This window comes from Aedoeadaptatus urinae, assembly GCF_900155585.1.
Lineage (GTDB): Bacteria > Bacillota > Clostridia > Tissierellales > Peptoniphilaceae > Aedoeadaptatus > Aedoeadaptatus urinae.
In genome coordinates, this window is the sequence record NZ_LT707417.1 from 299,354 (window position 1) to 317,571 (window position 18,218).

The 18,218-nt window shown below is 46.7% G+C and carries 17 protein-coding genes and 1 pseudogene; 16 read left to right on the forward strand and 2 right to left on the reverse strand.

Annotated features, from left to right (window positions below; translation table 11 throughout):
* Nucleotides 1–2: 2 nt before the first annotated feature.
* The 3 genes from BQ7397_RS03785 to BQ7397_RS03795 all read left to right on the forward strand — a co-directional run bounded on the left by BQ7397_RS03785 (nucleotide 3) and on the right by BQ7397_RS03795 (nucleotide 2,843).
* Complete coding sequence (locus tag BQ7397_RS03785; RefSeq protein WP_077074793.1) at nucleotides 3–938, forward strand: alpha/beta hydrolase; 936 nt, start codon at nucleotides 3–5, stop codon at nucleotides 936–938.
* Nucleotides 939–999: 61 nt separating this feature from the next.
* Entirely contained in the window at nucleotides 1,000–1,275 is a 276-nt protein-coding gene (locus BQ7397_RS03790) for a hypothetical protein (RefSeq protein WP_077074794.1), read from the forward strand.
* A 77-nt stretch (nucleotides 1,276–1,352) separates the two neighbouring features.
* Nucleotides 1,353–2,843: a DUF438 domain-containing protein gene (locus tag BQ7397_RS03795; RefSeq protein WP_077074795.1), complete on the forward strand. Its 1,491-nt coding sequence runs from the start codon at nucleotides 1,353–1,355 to the stop codon at nucleotides 2,841–2,843.
* Nucleotides 2,844–2,973: 130 nt separating this feature from the next.
* On the opposite strand, the gene BQ7397_RS03800 is transcribed toward BQ7397_RS03795, so the two are convergent.
* The gene (locus BQ7397_RS03800; protein WP_077074796.1) at nucleotides 2,974–3,645 is read right to left on the reverse strand and encodes a Crp/Fnr family transcriptional regulator; all 672 of its coding nucleotides are present in this window, start codon (nucleotides 3,643–3,645) and stop codon (nucleotides 2,974–2,976) included.
* An 89-nt stretch (nucleotides 3,646–3,734) separates the two neighbouring features.
* Here BQ7397_RS03800 and BQ7397_RS03805 point away from each other — a divergent pair, with 89 nt between their 5' ends.
* The 13 genes and pseudogenes from BQ7397_RS03805 to mcrC all read left to right on the forward strand — a co-directional run bounded on the left by BQ7397_RS03805 (nucleotide 3,735) and on the right by mcrC (nucleotide 17,707).
* Nucleotides 3,735–4,406, forward strand: a complete 672-nt coding sequence (locus tag BQ7397_RS03805; protein WP_234970571.1) for a cupin domain-containing protein — start codon at nucleotides 3,735–3,737, stop codon at nucleotides 4,404–4,406.
* Between the two features lie 22 nt (nucleotides 4,407–4,428).
* Entirely contained in the window at nucleotides 4,429–5,640 is a 1,212-nt protein-coding gene (locus BQ7397_RS03810; protein WP_077074797.1) for an oxygen-binding di-iron domain-containing protein, read from the forward strand.
* A 180-nt stretch (nucleotides 5,641–5,820) separates the two neighbouring features.
* On the forward strand, nucleotides 5,821–6,147 hold the full coding sequence (locus BQ7397_RS03815; RefSeq protein ID WP_234970572.1) for a cupin domain-containing protein: 327 nt from the start codon (nucleotides 5,821–5,823) through the stop codon (nucleotides 6,145–6,147).
* Between the two features lie 70 nt (nucleotides 6,148–6,217).
* Nucleotides 6,218–6,592 (forward strand): IS30 family transposase, encoded by a 375-nt coding sequence (locus tag BQ7397_RS03820; RefSeq protein WP_268801907.1) that lies wholly within the window; start codon nucleotides 6,218–6,220, stop codon nucleotides 6,590–6,592.
* A gap of 403 nt (nucleotides 6,593–6,995) precedes the next feature.
* Nucleotides 6,996–7,382 (forward strand): demethoxyubiquinone hydroxylase family protein, encoded by a 387-nt coding sequence (locus tag BQ7397_RS03825; RefSeq protein ID WP_077074798.1) that lies wholly within the window; start codon nucleotides 6,996–6,998, stop codon nucleotides 7,380–7,382.
* Between the two features lie 80 nt (nucleotides 7,383–7,462).
* Nucleotides 7,463–7,594, forward strand: a complete 132-nt coding sequence (locus BQ7397_RS09445; RefSeq protein ID WP_268801902.1) for a hypothetical protein — start codon at nucleotides 7,463–7,465, stop codon at nucleotides 7,592–7,594.
* A gap of 278 nt (nucleotides 7,595–7,872) precedes the next feature.
* Nucleotides 7,873–9,321 (forward strand): hypothetical protein, encoded by a 1,449-nt coding sequence (locus tag BQ7397_RS03830; RefSeq protein WP_077074799.1) that lies wholly within the window; start codon nucleotides 7,873–7,875, stop codon nucleotides 9,319–9,321.
* Nucleotides 9,322–9,614: 293 nt separating this feature from the next.
* Nucleotides 9,615–10,529 (forward strand): DMT family transporter, encoded by a 915-nt coding sequence (locus BQ7397_RS03835; RefSeq protein ID WP_077074800.1) that lies wholly within the window; start codon nucleotides 9,615–9,617, stop codon nucleotides 10,527–10,529.
* Between the two features lie 190 nt (nucleotides 10,530–10,719).
* Nucleotides 10,720–12,504, forward strand: a complete 1,785-nt coding sequence (locus BQ7397_RS03840) for a serine hydrolase domain-containing protein (protein ID WP_077074801.1) — start codon at nucleotides 10,720–10,722, stop codon at nucleotides 12,502–12,504.
* A gap of 81 nt (nucleotides 12,505–12,585) precedes the next feature.
* Nucleotides 12,586–13,170 carry a hypothetical protein gene (locus BQ7397_RS03845; RefSeq protein ID WP_077074802.1) on the forward strand — a complete coding sequence of 195 codons (585 nt, stop codon included), beginning with the start codon at nucleotides 12,586–12,588 and terminating at the stop codon, nucleotides 13,168–13,170.
* Between the two features lie 73 nt (nucleotides 13,171–13,243).
* On the forward strand, nucleotides 13,244–13,969 hold the full coding sequence (locus BQ7397_RS03850) for a CPBP family intramembrane glutamic endopeptidase (protein WP_077074803.1): 726 nt from the start codon (nucleotides 13,244–13,246) through the stop codon (nucleotides 13,967–13,969).
* A gap of 190 nt (nucleotides 13,970–14,159) precedes the next feature.
* Complete coding sequence (locus BQ7397_RS03855; protein ID WP_077074804.1) at nucleotides 14,160–16,661, forward strand: AAA family ATPase; 2,502 nt, start codon at nucleotides 14,160–14,162, stop codon at nucleotides 16,659–16,661.
* Nucleotides 16,658–17,707: pseudogene (gene mcrC, locus BQ7397_RS03860) on the forward strand (5-methylcytosine-specific restriction endonuclease system specificity protein McrC). The gene BQ7397_RS03855 and the pseudogene mcrC overlap by 4 nt, the downstream one beginning before the upstream one ends.
* A 45-nt stretch (nucleotides 17,708–17,752) precedes the next feature.
* Here the strand turns inward: mcrC and BQ7397_RS09550 are convergent.
* Nucleotides 17,753–17,956 (reverse strand): helix-turn-helix domain-containing protein, encoded by a 204-nt coding sequence (locus tag BQ7397_RS09550; RefSeq protein ID WP_144019964.1) that lies wholly within the window; start codon nucleotides 17,954–17,956, stop codon nucleotides 17,753–17,755.
* Nucleotides 17,957–18,218 lie beyond the last annotated feature (262 nt).

The window sequence follows — 18,218 nt, forward strand, 5'->3', positions numbered from 1 at the left end:
AAATGAGTTTAACTTATAAGCTCGCATCGGCCATCGTAAGACTTCTCGGGGTCAAAAAAATTTTTTTGAAAAACAAAGAAGACATACTTGCCTACGCAAAGAAACAGAATGCAAAAACAGTCTTTGATTTGGACAAGGCAATGAAGCGGGCCGAGAGAAAAAACTATTATCTTTTCGACAGAGAGGTCATGGGATACAGGCTGCTTTCGTATCAAAAAAACCAAAGCCCCGCCGACGGGGCGGTCCTCTATCTCTTCGGCGGCGGCATGATTACGCAGCCGGACAGATTGGATTTTTCTTTGGCTGAACGAATCATGGATAGAACGGGTAAAGATGTTTGGTTTTTGTTCTATCCCCTCTGCTCCGAAGAGGTAAAGGTGGATAAGACCTATGACGTTTGCTTTGAAACCTATCGGCTGATGACGGAAACTTATAAGGCAGAAAATATCGGCGTCCTTGGATTTTCGTCCGGGGCCGGCCTTTCTCTCGGGCTGTTTTTACACAATAATGCCTTGGGCAGGCCCCTTCCCATGCCCGGAAAAATTATTTCCGTTTCGCCCGGGGGTGTTCCCGACGTCAATCTCGATGAAAATAAAGAAATATGGGAAAGAGTCAATGAGCTTAACCATAAAGACGTCATGATTGAGCCGACTTATTTTAAGACGGCGAGAGAGATCTTAAAGGGAGATAAAGATCTGCCCGAATATATGTTAGACGAAACGGTGGGGGATTTTACCGACTTCCCGAAGACGTATTTTTATTACGGAGAAAATGAATGCCTCTACGCCTATGCGGAAGAATTTCAAAAAGCCATGGAGAAATACCATGTTCCATATGAAATCACCGTGGGGAAGGGCATGTGCCACTGCTATCCCTTGGTGCGGTTTTTCATAGAAGGCAGACAGGCACAAGATGAAATCATCGAGCGCCTAAAGTAATCGCCGAGTACGGAAGGTAAAATCACAGGAATGAATTGCCTGTCTTCGGCGTCGAGATGCAATGAAAATGCAGGCCACATACGACGGCCTGCTATTCAAGTGGGGAAAATTCCTGAATGCAGATAAGATGGTAGAAACCTACGGCGTCGTTCCCGGCGAATTTATGAACACCGGATTCTTGACCCTTAAACCCATTTCCCTCATGGTCAATAAATACGTCGACTTAATCAACGACCCGGATGAACCGGACAGTATGTCGAACTTTATTACTATTTTTGTTTTCCTAAAAGCCATTGCTTACCGGATTTTAGAACATAAGAATGTCCTATTCACATAAAATGTTGGCGAGACAACATACATAGACGCCTTTTGCGATTACAATAAAGAAAAAGAAAAATGAAAGGAGTTATCGACATGGCAAAGAAACTTGATTTGAATAAAACGGTCTTCGAGCTGACAGAGGAATATCCGGAGCTCGTGGATATTATGGCGGGTCTGGGTTTTACGGAAATTACGAAAAAGCCCATCTTGCATTCCGTGGGGAAGATGATGACCATCCCGAAGGGTGCGAAGATGAAGAACATCTCTATGATGGATGTGATGACCGCACTGATGAGCCATGGGTTTGAGCCGGTGGGAGATATGCCGGATATGGCTTCCGCTATGAGCGCGCAAGGGCGGGAAGAAGATACAAGCCATCCTTCCACGGAGCGCAGGGAGCAATTGAAAACTTTTCTGAAAAGACTCGGCGACGGAGAAGCGCTGGAAGATGTGAGGGCGGATTTCGTCCGCGATTTCGGAGAAGTGGAGGCCTCCGAGATTATGGAAGCGGAGCAGGAGCTTTTGAAGGAAGGCACACCCCTCAGCGAGGTTCAGCGCTTGTGCGACGTACACTCGGCGCTGTTTCACGGATCCACCACGGAAGAGAAGATCGCCCATGCCGAAAGGGAAGTGGAGGCATCGGTCTTAAGGAAAAAAGCACAGCAGGTAAAGCAAGATAAAAATGCCAAGGCCGCGGCGCTGGAAGAAATCCCGGGCCATCCCCTTTCCACCTTTAAGAAAGAAAACGAAGCATTGTCGGAGCTGCTCGCCAAATTTAAAGAGAGCAGAGATGAATCCCTCCTTCCCCAAATTCGCGAACTTTCGATTCATTATGCCAAGAAGGGCGATCTCCTCTATCCCTTGCTAAAAGTTCACTACGGAATCTCCGGCCCTTCCGATGTCATGTGGACGGTAGACGATGAAATTCGGGATACGCTCTCTTCCCTTGCGAAAAAAGAAGAACGCGGTGAAGATTGGAATACCGAACTCGACGCCGCGCTCATCCGTGCGGAGGAGATGGTTTATAAAGAAGAGAACATTCTGTTTCCTATCTGTGCGGTTAATTTTTCGGAAGAGGAATGGCACGGCATCTATCGTGATGCTAAAGATTACGCCGCCTGCTTCGGTGTAGAAGAGGAGACTTGGGAAGCTGCGGAAAAGGCGACGCAGGCCGTGGCTGAAGCTGCGGAAGGGGAGATCGTCATGCCCGGCGGCCGCCTTACTATCGAGCAGCTGACCGCCCTTTTGAACACGATCCCCATGGAGATCACCTTTGTCGATGCAGACAATATCAATCGCTTCTTCGACGAAGGGCCGAAGGTATTTAAACGCCCCCTCATGGCGCTGAACCGCGAGGTGTTTTCTTGCCATCCGCCGAAGATCGAACCCATGGTGCGTCATATTATCGACGATTTCAGACAGGGCCGTCGCGACCTCGTGGAGGTATGGATGGAAAAAGGCGGGCGCACCATGCTGGTGAAATACATGGCCGTGCGGGACAGGGCCGGCAAGTATCTCGGCACCCTGGAGTTGGTACAGGACATGGAGTTTGCAAAAGAGCATTTTCTCGGGAAGCAAGCCTGATTTTGCGCAACAAAAAAGATTCTTCGACTATGGCCGGAGAATCTTTTTTTGTGGAATAGTTGCAGACCGTCTGCGAAAACACGAAGCAGTTCGTTTCTAGAGAAAGCCCGCAGCCTCCTCTCATCGCCATTTATTCATCCCGTGCGGCTTCATTCAAGATAAATTCATTTTTGCGAAACGTAATGAGCCCTTCCTCCTGCATTTTAGAAAGCTCATTGGACATGGCGCTGCGGTTGACGGCGAGGTAGTCGGCCAGCTGCTGCCGGTTAAAGGGAATGGTGAAGTGCGCGCTTCCCCGTTCCAAGGCCTGTTCGGAAAAGTAAGACAGGAGCCTTTCCCTTAGAGATTTGGAAGCGGTATGCATCATGCGGGAAGACATGTTCAAATTTTTTTGGGCGGAGATGCGAAGCATATTCTGAATGATGCGGTTGTGATAGGCGCATCCTTTTCGGCAGGTCGTCATCACACTCTGCATTTTCAGAAAGAGGACGCGGGTATCCTCGCAAGCGACGACGTCGCATAGGAGCTCTTTTCCGGGAACGGCCGCGTAGTTTTCCGAAAAGACCTCTCCCTTGCCCACATGGCCGAAAATAATACTGTTGCCCCAATAGAGATTCACCACGATATTGACGCTGCCGGATAGCACCAGCCCGAACTCGTCCACAGGCGATCCGGCACGGAAGATGACGTCGACCTTTTGAAATTTGCGCTCATGTGCCCCCAGGCAGAGGAGGAGCTCCTCTATTTCACTTTCGCTGATGCCGCGAAAAAGCTGCGTGTTCGCGAGAAAAAAAGTATTCATAAAATCCTCCGGTTGGTTGTTATAACAACATACGTGTTGTCACGATTGTACTATAATACAGGTAGAAAATCGAGGGAGGAGGAAAAATCATGAACGACATGGAGGTCAACGAAAAGAAAACCCCCGGCAAAGTTTTTTCCATCGGGGAGGAGAATCCGCCGATTCCGGGGTGCACCGTCTCGAAAGCCTTCGGCGGCGATAGCGGGATCACGTATTTTTCCCTAGCCGAGGATACCGACATCAGCGCGGAAATCTATCCCTATCATAAATTATTGATCGTGGCGGAGGGAAGCGTGGAGGTTTACGGAAACGACGGTTTTAGGAAAAAGCTGCGCGCCGGAGAATGCATCTTCACATGGACCGACGTCCCCGTGGGCATGCGGACGACAGAAGGCAGTGTGTATACGGAAGTGTGTATAGAAAAGGAGAGCACGATGAACGAAATCATTAAAGCAGGAGAAATTTTCAAGCTGGAAGACTTGGTTCCCTATGGGGAAGGGCAGATCGTCAACATGGACGTGGTGCATAACGACAAAATGAAGCTTGTCGTCATGGCTTTCGACGAAGGCACGAGCCTTTCGGAACATGCCGCTCCCGGCGAGGCAATTATTTTTGCCTTAGACGGCGAGGCGGTCATCGGATACGAGGGGACAGATCATACCATTCGCGCCGGCGAAAACTTTCACTTCGCGAAGGGCGGTCTGCACGCGGTAAAAGCGACGAAGAAGTTTAAAATGGCCCTTCTTCTTACCTTGGAATAAAAAGAAAGGGAGATGAAAAATCATGAAAAAACAAATCAAGAACAATGTATATTGGGTCGGAAAAATTGACTGGGAACTTCAGGAATTTCACGGAACAGAATACTCCGTGCACAATGGATCCAGCCAAAATGCTTATTTGATCAAAGAAGAAAAGACGGTATTAATTGACACTGTATGGACTCCTCATAAAGAAGAGTTTGTAAAGAATCTTAAGAGTGAAATCGAGTTGAAGGAAATTGACTATATCGTTATTAACCATGGAGAGCCCGATCATTCAGGGTCTTTATTAGAAATTATGGAGGAAATTCCAAATACTCCGATTTTCTGTACAGCCAATGGTAAAAAATCGCTCGTTGGGCAATATCATCACCCGGAATGGGACTATAGGGTTGTAAAAACCGGGGATTCTGTGGATATAGGAAACGGAAAGCAATTAGTGTTTGTAGAAATGAGAATGCTTCACTGGCCGGATTCAATGGCAACTTATTTGACCGGAGACAATATCTTATTTTCCAATGATGCCTTCGGTCAGCACTATGCCCTAAGTGAACTCTTCAACGACAAGGCAGACCCGACCATTCTATGGAATGAAGCGATGAAGTACTATGCGAACATTTTAACGCCTTTTTCGTCTTTTGCTAAAAAGAAGATTGAGGAGATTGTAGCTATGAACCTGCCTATAGACATTATTGCAACAAGTCATGGTAGTATTTGGAGAGAGAATGCCCTTGAAATAGTAGAAAAATATGCTGAATGGGCAGATGCTTATAAGGAAGATCAAGTCACAATTATCTACGACTCAATGTGGGGAGCAACCAAAAAAATTGCCCACAAAATTGCAGATGATATAAGAGAACTCTCCCCGTCCACCAGGACAAAGGTTCTGTCTGTGGCAGAAATGGACAGAAATGACATAATGACTGAAGTTTTTAAATCGAAGGCCATCGCTGTAGGCTCTCCCACAGTCGGACAATCTGCAATTACCACGATTTCGGGCTGGTTACACTTCCTTCAAGAACTTAAATTTAAAGACAAAGTAGCAGGAGTTTTCGGTTCCTACGGATGGTCGGGAGAAGGGAACAAAGTTTTACGAGAAGAACTCGAAAAGGCAGGTTTTAAACTTATAGACGAAGAATTAAAGGCTTCTTGGATGCCGGACGATGAGTTTTTAAAAGGAACTGAAAAGTTTGCTAAGTCTCTACTGGATGCCTCGACTTTTGAAAAGAAAAATTAATAAGAGCGAATGTGCTATTTTTTCAATAAAAGTTGTTAATGTCCAATTGACAGAAAGATCTTATTTTTGCAAGTGGTGCAAGTTGGAGACGGCATCGTCACATTGGCGGGCACCCTTATGGGCATGGGAACAACAGAGGGCAGTGTCTATACGGAAGTTTGCATAGGAAAGGAGAGCAGGATGAACGAAATCATTAAAGCAGGAGAAATTTTTAAGTTGGAAGACCTGGTCCCCTATGGGGAAGGGCAGATCGTCAACATGGACGTGGTGCATAATGACAAGATGAAGCTTGTCGTCATGGCCTTCGACGAAGGCACGGGCCTTTCGGAACATGCCGCTCCCGGCGAGGCAATTATTTTTGCCTTGGACGGCGAGGCGGTCATCGGATACGAGGGGCAAGATCATGCCATTCGCGCCGGCGAAAACTTTCACTTCGCGAAGGGCGGTCTGCACGCGGTAAAAGCGACAAAGAAGTTTAAGATGGCGCTTCTTCTTACCTTGGAATAAAAAGAAAGGGAGAAGAAAGATGAAGTATAGGGTCAATGAACAATGCATCTGATGCGGTCTTTGCGCCGGGATATGTCCGGAAGTATTTTCCATGACCGATGAAGGCGTGGCCACGGCCATAGAAACGGAAGTTCCCGCGGAAAATGAACCCCTTCAAAGCATTACTCCCGATAGAGGGAAAGAATTTTCACAACATCCTGAAGTCTCACAGCAACTGTCTCTTGTTGAATTCTCTTTTCCGTTGCCTCATCATCCATGGCAAAGAGGTACCAACGAAAATACAAATGGTCTATTAAGAGAATACTTTCCAAAAACGAAAGATATTGACCAATCAGATAGCTATATCGAAGCGGAAATAGAAGAGATCAATCACCGACCACGTAAATGCTTAAACCGGAAAACGCCTTATGAAGTTTACCGTTCAGTAGAGTTGCACTTGGCTTGACAATTTAAGATATTAAATTCGGCGCGTCTCGAATAAGGATTGGCTTTTGCGAAATAAATTATTTAAATCGGCACGAGGCGGGATAGAAGGAGGCAAGGAATGAATGTATTATTAGTGGCAGGCAGAATTTTTCTGGCGGCTTTTTAGGGGCGATTATCGGCTTCGAGAAAAAACTGCAATCGGTAAAATTGAGGAACAAAGAAAATAAAATCAATAGTAAATGAAGCGTGAAAAAGGATGGCCTTTAAGAGTTTAAATCTTAAGGCCTTTTTCTACGCCGAAGGAGCTATGGATATAGAGTAGCATCGGATCGTATTCACGTTTCGATATTTGGTATTTATAATGAAGGAAGAGGGTATCTTTTAAAGTAGGTACAAATCCATGCGATTGAAAGGAAAATGAAATGAATAGAAGTGACAACGATAGGAAAATATTATTAAAATCCCAGCAAGGAGAATTGGATGCGGTCCGTATGTATCAAGCCCTTGCAGAGGTAGTGAAAGATACAAAGGACGCAGACACCTTTCGAAAGCTGGCTGCAGAAGAAGGTCACCACGCGGCCGTATTTCACGGACTTACAAACGAAAATTTAAAGCCAAAGAAAACCTTGGCCATCCTCATGCCCATCCTTTATAAGATAATCGGAAAAAAGAGGCTCTACCCGCTTATCGCAAAGGGAGAATACGCCGCCGCCGAAAACTACGCGCCGGTTGCGGAAAAATTTCCCGTGATTGAGAGCGTGAAAAAGGACGAAACTCGACACGGCGATACTGTCGCCAGTCTGCTTTAAGATTCATAGAGGATGAAAGAGCGAAGCACTTCAACGGATGAATGGGATCCAAGTATAATCCAGTGTATGAGGAGGATAAAATGAAAACAATTCGATTACTCTATCCGGATTATATTAGCGGGGGATTGGACACCAATTATTTCGGGGCGAAACTTCTTCAACATATTCTGCCCCAAAAGGAGAACCGGCCTTTAATTGAAGCGGACATTTAGCCTCCCTTCAAAGCGTGGTGTTTCCGTAAGGAATGTCACAACCATGGATGTCTTTTGAGTGTAGATAAATTATAGGGGAAGGGGGATTTTTTACATCACATGAAAGTGTGAGGTTTTAAAAAGAATTTAAGAAATAGTTCAAACTGAATCGCATCATTTTCCACGGTCCATTTAAATAAAAAGGGACCTTTAAATTTTCTTGCATAACAATCTGCCTGTGCTAATTTTGTATTATAATAAAGTAAAATGGAGGTATTTTTTTCAAAGGAGGCGATAGTATGAAAAGAAATTCTAAGGCATTGATGCTCTTTTTGGCGGCGGTGCTCCTCGCAGGATGCGTCAATGGCTCCGCCGAGTCGGAAAAGGAAAGTGCCGATCGCGGAAATGCGGCGACGAATGATACCGCTTCAAAGGCTGTGGCCAAACTAAATTCCTTGAAAGGGGCGACGATCGGATCCGTTTCTTATTATGTGGAAGACAGAAAGGTGTGGAAGGATTTCGTCGACGAGAAATACGCGGGCTCTGCGAAGCGGGAGGATCGCGGCCTCCACGTGCCGCGGATTCTATTGGATTCCGAGGACGCGGCTCAAGCCAACAAGCAGATCGACGACATGGTGAACGCCATGAAGGCCACTTACGCCAAGTATGAAAATGAAATAGAAGGCAACGATCTTGGAATCTACGCCGCTTTTTCCGCCTATCAAGACGAGGACGTGCTAAGCGTCATGATCGAAACTTCCGATCTTTGGGAACAGGGGCCGGCTCATTACACCGTGTTTAATTTCTCCCTTCCCGACGGCAAGTTCATCGACGACGATGCCCTTATGAAGCATTTCGGCGTGGCGAAGGGCGAGCTGTTGGGACTCATTGAAAACAGCCTGGTCGAAGCGCAGGCTAAAGAAACGAGCATTTATTATCGAGATAGCACCGATTCGTCCTATTTCTACAATCCGAACCACTACACCGGTTTGGTGCTAAACAATCTCTGGGACAAAGGCAAGGCTCCGGATCAACGAATCTATATCGACGAAGTGGGCGCACCTATGTTTGTCTGCGCCCAATCCATTGACCCGGACGCGGGACTGTGCCCGTCCCTTTTAAAACTGAGGGCCGACAAATTTGACAAAGATCCCATGTCCGATGTTTATGTAAGAATGGCGAGAAAACTCGGTGTCGATCCGGCCGATGAAAACCACAAGGCCTTCATCATCCACCTGGGCGCCGCCTTCGACGAAGGGAGCTTGAAAGAGACCCTGGCGAAATTACACGTTTGGACAGGCGTGTTCACGAATTGGGAAGATCCGAACATGCTTCTTTCCGTGAAAGAGAGCGAGGGCGGCGACAGGCCCTATCTCAATGGAGAGGAATGCTACCTGGTGATTCCCAAGTACAAGAACGCCTCTGTTTGCCTCAAGGAACTTGCGGTTTCAGAGGGCGGAAAGCTGAAGGAAGAGGGCAATCCCTCCTTGGATACCCTTGGAACCACCGGCAGCACCTTTATTTGCCAAAACATCAGCGACATTGCCCCAAACGGCAAGATCACCATTCGCTACAGAGACGATATCACGGCATTTTCTCCCTCCATCAGCTTGAAGGACGGAAGCATGATGCTCCCAGATGAAGTCACCGATGCAGAGGCCGTGCTCAATTGGAAGGATCTCGTCGAAAAAGACAACTATTCCAATATGATGTTTGAACGAATCATGTCCGTCATGGGCAAGGGCTAATTTAATTTTTTATAGGGACCCGGGAAGAATAACGAAAAGCTAATGCGTCCGTATTTGTTCATGACCCGCGCACACTTGTGTTATGATAAAGGCAGTGAAGCAATCACAAGCGGGTCGAAGCAGTAGGGTGTTCCTTCATGGAAAGCACGGCTACGGCAATAAACATGAAAAAAATAAATCCCGACATGGCAGCTCGTGCGCTTCCGTGTCGGGATTTTTGATTCGTCAGAAAAACATTTTCGGCTCCTTTCCTGAAGGGCAGTTGTAAATAGAAATGTAGTACGGAGGACAATTTGCTAGCAAAAAAGAGAAATGCCATAATTTTAAGTATCCTTGCCATGCTTTTATGGGGGAGCGCCATCCCCTTAATTAAATCCACCTTTGTGGAGCTGGGAATCGGCAATACGGATTCGGGATTAAAAATACTGGTGGCGGGGATCCGTTTTTTATTTGCCGGGTTCTTGACCCTCATCTATTTTAAAATCAGCGAAAAGGGGCGGCGGATTGCCTTTAAAAAAGTCAACTGGAAATTTGTCGTGATCCTGGCTTTGATTCAAACGTCCCTGCAATACATTTTTTATTACATCGGCCTTTCCCACGTGGCGGGTGTGAAATCGTCGATTATCCAGTCCACCAACGCCTTTCTCGTGGTGTTGATCTCGGCGATTTTGATCCCTAACGAAAAGGTGAACCCGAATATCCTCATCGCCCTCGTGCTGGGGACTGCGGGCATCATTATTTCCAATGGCCCGGCGGAGGCCACCGGCGGCGTGCACGTTGTGGGGGAAGGCTTCGTGCTTATGGCCACCACCCTAAACGCCCTGGCCTCGGTCATGATTCGACGATACGGAAAGGGCGTCAATTCCTTTATCCTTACGTCCTTTCAATTTATTATCGGCGCCGCGGTGCTCATCGTCCTCGGGCTTTCCGTCGCCGGCAGGCCCTTGGCCCTTACGGCGAAGGGCTGCCTCATGATTTTATACGGATCCTTTATTTCGGCGACCTCCTTTTCCATCTGGACCTCGGTGCTGCAGCGCTACCATGCCAACGAATTCGGCGTCTATAAATTGTTTATACCGATCTTCGGATCCCTGCTCTCGGTGTTGGTCCTGGGCGAGCCCTTTACCCTCAATATGGCCATCGGACTGGCCCTCGTGCTCCTCGGTTCCTTTATCTTAAACAAGAAAAAAATAAAACTTGGAAAATAGAAAACGAATCGATAAAAAAATACCGGCGTCAGATTTTATGCTGACGTCGGTATTTTTATGTACCCTCAGGATAGAACCGCATTTCCCCCTCGGCAAATAGGAAGCCGTTCTAAAATTGACAAGGGGTTTACGTCGTCATAACATAAACAGTAGACATGAAAGGTAGAATGGGACCAAGGAGGGGAGTCGGATGAAAAAATCTCGCAGCATGGCTTTGGTGTTCAGCCTGGCTTTTTTTTTCATCGTTTCACCGGTATGTTCTGTAAACGCAGCCGGAAAAATGCTTCCTTCGGGTTTGGCGTATGGCGATCTTCCTGCGGCAATCGAAGCATACGTCAGTAATCACGAGAAAACTACTTGTGGTCTGAACGTGATTGTTTACGATCGCGACGAAACGATCTACGAGAATTCCTTCGGCTACGCCAACAAAGAAAGCAATCTTTTGTCGAATGCGAATACGGTGTACGAATGGGGTTCCATTTCCAAACTTATGGTATGGGTCAGTGTCATGCAACTTTACGAAGAAGGGAAACTCGATTTAAAGGCAGACATTCAAAATTACTTGCCTGAGGGCTTTCTTACAAATTTGCGATTTGACAAGCCCATTACCATGATCGATTTGATGAATCATCAGGCCGGTTTTCAAGATACATATTTTATTCAAACAGCGGATATTTTCGAGTTGACTTCTCTTGAAGAGGCTTTGAGGACAAGGCAGCCGAAGCAGGTTTATGCGCCGGGAGAGCACACGGCCTATTCAAATTGGGGAGCAGCCTTGGCGGCTTACATCGTTCAGCGGATTTCCGGCATGGATTATGTAAACTATGTTCACGAGCATATCTTTGAGCCCCTTCATATGGAGCATACCTCTATCAGCCCCACTTACGGCGACAATGAATGGGTGCATGATCATCGATTGAAATTGAAATGCTACGATGCCGACGGCGAACCCCTTGGCGGCGCCGGACTTTACTATATATTACTCTACCCGGCAGGCAGCGCAGCGGGTACCGTCGGTGACCTTGCGAAATTCGCCCGGGCGCTTACCCCCGATGAGAAGCATCCTTCTCCATTATTTAAAAAGCAGGCGACGTTAAAAGAAATGGAAACGCCGACGGGTTTTTACGGATCGACAGATGTGGAAAAAAATCTCCATGGATTATTTGCAAGCTATTACGGCATTGAGACCCTCGGCCACGGCGGAAACACCTTCGGCTGCTCCGCCATGCTGCAGTTCGACCCAACAAGCGGCGTGGGCATGGTGCTTGTGACCAATCAAGCCCATGAAACCGTTTATAATGACGACATGTATGAGCTGATTTACGGAAAATTTGCCGACTCGCCCCTCGCCCAAATGAAGAAAGAGGTGCCGAAGGGCCTCTTGCTCAACACCCGCGGAATCATCGAAGGGCCCCTGTCTTTTTTGAGAGCCGTGAGCGTGGTCACCTACGATGAAAAAGATCCCGGCAATTGGTGGTACGAAAAAGGCAAAATGGTGGAAACGCCCTTTTCAGACTTTACTCTGTCCACGGTAAAGGTCGTGGCCAATCTGTCGAGCATGGCCTTATTCATCCTTGCGGGGTTCTGCGGATTGGCGAAAATCGTCGGAGGATTTATCGTGGATCCCTTAAGAAAGAAGAAAGACCCCCTTCCCGCCGCTTCGCTACGAAACTACACCTATGCTCTGTCGAGCCTTATGGCCATTGCCCTCGTAAACCTCGTCATTCTTTTTGCGCGACTGAGCATCGGATACAGGACGGGCGACATCGGCAGCCCGGAATCCTACATGATACAAAGCGCGCTCTTCGGCGTCTTGCTTTTGCTGCTGGCGATCACTCTGCTCACGGCGATAAAAAATGCGTACAAAGAGGCGGCCGAGAAAGAACGAAGGAAATTTCTCATCACCGTGCTATTGGCCATGGTCCAATGCATGGTCATCGTCAACCTTGAAATGTATAAATTTTGGGCGATCTAAATGGGTAGGTTTGATATTTGTAAAGAAGCTATGATTTACGGAAAATAAAGAAGCTAATTCTCACGACTTAAGAGGGGACGCATGAAAAAAAGAGCGAACAATTCTATTGCAAGAAAAGCGGCATTTGGTATTTTATTCTTTATACTTTTGTTATCGGCCGTCGCGTCCCTTTACCTGATCCTAAGTCACGGTGCCGGATACTATCAAGAAGGCGTGATCGGTTTTATTTGCGATTTTGTGCTTCGAATATTTTCTATCCTTATTGCCGCCATTGTATTGGCAGCGGGTTATTTTATAAAAGAAAGAAAAAAGTCCGTCGTGATTTGGTGGATCTGTGCGATATTTTTTCCGATTGGCGTATTTTGTTTATTAAAAGCGCCAATCCTCGATTTGCCCTATATCAATTCACCTGCATCGATGCGACTTAATAACGTCACCTTCGAAAGAGATAATAATTATGAATACTCCACCATGTACAGACTTTTCGGATATACGGATACAGATGCGATCGAAATATTCGAGATAAATTTTCAAACTTATGATCGCGAAAAAGAAAAATGGCAAACCGATGAAAATGTATTGGCCGATGTAAGCTATCTGCCGCATACAAGCATATTAATGGAGCTGAATACGGCAAAGGGCGATGGCATGGGAAGCGACAACTGATGTGGACCATGAATCGCAACTTAGAGGAAAGGATATAAACTACAGACATTCGATGTCGATGAGGAGAAGTGACATGCACGACCTGTACAAGAAAAACGAATTGGCCTTTGCCCTGCTGTGGATCGCCGTCTATTGCGCGGTGACCATGACCCTTCGCGGGCAATTCGGCGACGAAAGCATCTACCTGCTCCTTTCCCTTGCCGCCATGGCTGCGGTAATCGGCCTGTGGATGAAAAAATACGATTTACAGGGAAAATACGGGCTGAATACATGGCCGAAAGGAGGCAAAAAATACCTCTACTTTCTCCCCATGTGCTTCCTGGCCACGGGCAATCTGTGGAACGGCATCGCCCCCGCCTATGGCGGCCTCGCCCAACTGTGGGCGTGCTTGTCCATGCTCCTCATCGGCTTCGTCGAGGAAGTGGTTTTCCGCGGCTTCCTCTTTAAAGCCCTGGTGCCGCGAGACGGCCTTCGGAAATCCATTGTCATCGTGGCCGTCACCTTCGGCATGGGCCACATCATCAACCTGCTTACGGGACAAGGCGGGCCCGAGACCGTGGCACAGATCATCTTTGCCGTGGCATGGGGCTTTATGTTCACCATCGTTTTTTATAAGAGCAAGAGCCTTTGGCCATGCATCCTGATTCACGGCTTCATCAACGCAAGCTCGAAATACGGCATAGAGACCACGAACATTTTGTGGATCTACATCATCGCCACGGCGGCTATAGCCGCGGCCTACTGCACTTATCTGCTGAAGCTGAAAGACGAAACCGAGCCGAACGAGGATAGGGACTGAGAAAGCCGAGAAAAATCACGACGAACCACTTGCCTATAAAAGTCTTCCATATAAAAGAGAGAACCGACGAGGAGACTCTCAAACACAGCCCTTACGAGGGCTTTTTTGTTGCGGCGAAGCAACAGGGCAGTAGATAAAGGTTTAAATTGAAGGTAGAATGGATTAAAGGAATTCATTCTTGGAGGGAATCATGAAGGAACAAAATCAATACGACTGGGTGGATTTTTACAGGGAATTCGCTTCAATACTTTTAGATTATAAAAACAGAAGAGACGAACTCATAGAGAAGGTCAATGCGATCTACGCCATGACGGGTATCAGCATGCCCACATTGGAAAGGGATAATGAACTCGTCGACATCGATCCCTTTACGGTCTTCGGCCTTTTTAATAAGAAGCTGACGGATGAAAACCGTATTAATGTTCTGACAGCCATTGCCAAACTGTTTGATGTAAAGACGGCGGTGCCAACGTCCTTTGACAGTTTGCCGGTGCTCGATCCTCGGAATGCAACCTTCTATAACTTTGTCGATCAGCGTGGCGCCGAGGACATCGACGACTTGTGGAGCCTGTATGCATCTGCCATGGCCTATGCACAATCGTCGACGGCGGAAAACCGGAATGCCATGTCCCGTGATTTCGATTTGGTAATGAACAAAAAGGGCAGCGGCAACAGCAAGATTACCATGGCCCTGTACTGGATCGCTCCGGACGTATTTTTAAATTTAGACAGTCGTAACGAATGGTATATTTACAAATCGGGGAAAATGTCGACCGATTTTGTAAAACGACTTCCTAAAATCAAGTCTAAGATATCCGCAGCAAAGTACTTTGAAATTACCGAGGCAATGAGAAGCTATTTGCAGAGCGACGAAAGCCCTTTAAAGGACTTTAAGGAACTGTCTTTTGAAGCCTGGGTCTATTCGGAACAGGTGAACAAGGAGAAATCGGAGAAGAAGGAAAATAAATTTTCCAATGCCTCAATTCTCCAATGGTTTGCTCCGTTAATTCAGGCTCTTCGTGATTTGGGCGGCTCGGCTACCCCGGCTGAAGCGAGGGCAAAAATAATAGAGAATGAAAATTTAACAGAAGAGGAAATCAGTGTTACCAGAGGAAAAAACAATGTAAACAAATTTGAAAATGAAGTGGCTTTTGCCCGCAGTTATCTGGTAAATGCAGGATACATCGATAAGAGCGTTTATGGTGTATGGACTTTAACAGAAGCAGGTATGATCGTAGACATGACGAGAGAGCTGGCCTCCGACATATTTAAAAGTGTTTTTTCTTCCGGCTCAGTTAAGTCGGATAAAAAAAACGCTGCACTTGCGGACGAGGATGTTCAAACGAAGCGCTATTGGATCTACTCCCCGGGAGAAGGCTCCTGCATGTGGGATGAATTTTACGATTCCGGCATCATGGCCATCGGCTGGGGCGGAATCGGCGATTTGACCGCCTACGACAGCAAGGATGCCATGAAGGTAGCCATGAAGGAAACTTTCGACGAGAGTCTGACCTATAGAAATGCGGCCCATTTAACTTGGCAATTTGCCAATGAAATGAAAATCGGCGATGTCGTATTCGTAAAAAAAGGCATGCACAGGCTGATCGGCCGCGGCATCGTCATGTCGGATTACGAATTCGACGACTCGAGAACCGATGAGTTTAAGCATATACGTCAAGTCGATTGGACCCACCGTGGCGACTGGCCCCATCCGGGACAAGCGGTTATGAAGACGCTGACAGATATTACGCCTTATACGGATTACGTAGAAAAGCTCAAGGCCATTTTTGAAGAGGAATCCGAAGAAGACGTCGAAGAAGTGGAAAAGAGCTATCCGATTTACACAAAGGACGATTTCCTGTCTGACGTCTATATGTCGGAAGAGGAGTATGAGAAGCTGGCCGGCGTTTTGCGGGTCAAGAAGAATATTGTTTTACAGGGCGCGCCGGGCGTCGGGAAGACTTTTGCCGCCAAGCGGCTGGCCTTTTCGATGATGGGCGTGAAAGATGTGGAAAGGGTCATGATGATTCAATTCCATCAAAGCTATTCCTATGAGGATTTCATTATGGGCTTCAGGCCTTCCTCCGACGGATTCGAGCTGCGGCGCGGCGCCTTCTATAACTTTTGTAAAAAAGCGGAAATCGACGGGGATAAGGACTATTTCTTTATCATCGATGAAATCAATCGGGGGAATTTAAGCAAGATATTCGGCGAGCTCTTTATGCTGATAGAAAACGACAAGCGGGGCGTGTCCCTGCAGCTCTTGTATTCCGACGAAAAGTTTGCCGTGCCGAAAAATATTTACATCATCGGCATGATGAACACGGCGGATCGCAGTTTAGCCATGCTGGATTACGCCTTGAGAAGGCGGTTTGCCTTTTTCGAAATCAAGCCGGGCTTCGGGACGGAGGGCTTTGAAAAATACAAGCAGGGCTTGGAAAATGAAAAATTTGATCGACTGATCGCCTGCGTGGAAGATCTGAACAACGCTATTTCCGCGGACGAGACTTTAGGCGAAGGCTTCTGCATCGGTCACAGTTATTTCTGCAACCTGTCGCCGGATTCAATCGACGAGCAAATCTTATCCGGCATTGTGGAATACGAGCTGATTCCGCTCTTGAAGGAGTATTGGTTCGATGAACCGGCAAAGGTGGAAAATTGGATCGGCAGATTAAGGAGCGCGATTCAGTGATCCCGGTACGAAACATTTATTACATGCTGTCCTATGCCTTTCAGGCCCTGAACCGGCAGGGGTTCAAAAAGATCGCCACGGAAGAATTTAACAACACGGCAGAGCTGATGGCGGCGATTTTGGCCAAGGGCATCACTTTTCAGTTGAAGCGCGGGCTGGGAAAAGAATACCTTTCTCTCACCGAGGAGCGCGCTTGTATTCGAGGGAAGATCGACATGGGAGAGTCGCTTAAGACAAACAGTCTGCTAAGGAAGCGATTGACCTGCACATACGACGATTTTTCCGTCAACACCTCGATGAATCGAATCATTAAGTCCACGGTGGCGCTGCTCCTTCAAGGGGACATTTCCAAAAGCAGGAAGAAAGAGCTGCGCAAGCTCATGGTGTTTTTTGCCGACGTCACGCCTATTAATTTGTATACGGTGAACTGGGATCTGCAATACAATCGATACAACCAGACCTATCAGATGCTGATCTCCATCTGTTATTTTGTCGTAAAGGGCCTGCTCCACACCAATGCCGATGGCACGACGAAGGTTATGGATTATTTCGACGAGCAGAGAATGAGTCGTCTCTACGAGAAGTTTATTTTGGAATATTATAAAAAGCATTATCCCGAGCTGTCCGCCTCCGCTTCCCAAATCCCTTAGTCACTGGACGACGGCTACGGCGACATGCTCCCCATGATGCAGAGCGACATTCATCTCGAAAGAGAAAACAATGTGCTGATTATTGACGCGAAATACTATGCAAATACGACCCAGGTTCGATTCGATAAACACACGGTTCATTCGAACAATCTCTACCAAATATTTACCTATGTAAAAAATCGCGAATACCAATTCGGCGAAACGGAGAGTACCGTTTCGGGCATGGTGCTTTATGCCAGAACAGAAGCTTTGATACAGCCCGATCAGGTGTATCACATGCACGGAAATCGGATAAGTGTGAAGACCTTGAATTTGGATCTTCCCTTTGAGCAAATCGCCGATCAATTGGATAAAATAGCGGAAACACATTTTCCGGGAACCCGACGCATCTCTTAAGTTGGCGTCGGGTTATTTGTTTGAATTGTCAAGTCAAGTACAACTCTACTGAAGGGTAAACTTCATAAGGAGGGCATCGTCTAACTTCTTTTGAGGGCGACATTCTTTTCTTCTAGTGGCATAAAGTGTCTGTGCGTCACAAGACAAATAACTTCCGTGCAAGGAGTTTCTCTTTAATTCACGGCAAATTGACGATTTGTTGCGTCCTAACTTTGTTGCTATTTCAGATTGATTTAAGCCAATATCCATAGAATGCTTTAGCAACTCACGCTCTTTTAGTGTAAAATAAAAAAATGATTCATCGTTCCTCCTGGTTGATTGATTTTCGTCGACCCGATTTTGGCAGAAAACGGTGAATCATTTTTTGTTGCACTTAGATTGTAAAGTCAAGCTAATGCAAAAGGAGCCCAGTTTTCACTCGACTCCTTAATGGTTGACATAGATCCTAAATTATTGGGGATTTATTGAAGAATGAGAAAGTATTCTTTTATGATTATAGAATAACTTTAAA

Coding starts and splice junctions, on each gene's coding strand:
- BQ7397_RS03785 (WP_077074793.1), top strand. CDS start 3: ATGAGTTTAACTTATAAGCTCGCATCGGCCATCGTAAGACTTCTCGGG.
- BQ7397_RS03790 (WP_077074794.1), top strand. CDS start 1,000: ATGAAAATGCAGGCCACATACGACGGCCTGCTATTCAAGTGGGGAAAA.
- BQ7397_RS03795 (WP_077074795.1), top strand. CDS start 1,353: ATGGCAAAGAAACTTGATTTGAATAAAACGGTCTTCGAGCTGACAGAG.
- BQ7397_RS03800 (WP_077074796.1), bottom strand. CDS start 3,645: ATGAATACTTTTTTTCTCGCGAACACGCAGCTTTTTCGCGGCATCAGC.
- BQ7397_RS03805 (WP_234970571.1), top strand. CDS start 3,735: ATGAACGACATGGAGGTCAACGAAAAGAAAACCCCCGGCAAAGTTTTT.
- BQ7397_RS03810 (WP_077074797.1), top strand. CDS start 4,429: ATGAAAAAACAAATCAAGAACAATGTATATTGGGTCGGAAAAATTGAC.
- BQ7397_RS03815 (WP_234970572.1), top strand. CDS start 5,821: ATGAACGAAATCATTAAAGCAGGAGAAATTTTTAAGTTGGAAGACCTG.
- BQ7397_RS03825 (WP_077074798.1), top strand. CDS start 6,996: ATGAATAGAAGTGACAACGATAGGAAAATATTATTAAAATCCCAGCAA.
- BQ7397_RS09445 (WP_268801902.1), top strand. CDS start 7,463: ATGAAAACAATTCGATTACTCTATCCGGATTATATTAGCGGGGGATTG.
- BQ7397_RS03830 (WP_077074799.1), top strand. CDS start 7,873: ATGAAAAGAAATTCTAAGGCATTGATGCTCTTTTTGGCGGCGGTGCTC.
- BQ7397_RS03840 (WP_077074801.1), top strand. CDS start 10,720: ATGAAAAAATCTCGCAGCATGGCTTTGGTGTTCAGCCTGGCTTTTTTT.
- BQ7397_RS03845 (WP_077074802.1), top strand. CDS start 12,586: ATGAAAAAAAGAGCGAACAATTCTATTGCAAGAAAAGCGGCATTTGGT.
- BQ7397_RS03850 (WP_077074803.1), top strand. CDS start 13,244: ATGCACGACCTGTACAAGAAAAACGAATTGGCCTTTGCCCTGCTGTGG.
- BQ7397_RS03855 (WP_077074804.1), top strand. CDS start 14,160: ATGAAGGAACAAAATCAATACGACTGGGTGGATTTTTACAGGGAATTC.
- BQ7397_RS09550 (WP_144019964.1), bottom strand. CDS start 17,956: ATGGATATTGGCTTAAATCAATCTGAAATAGCAACAAAGTTAGGACGC.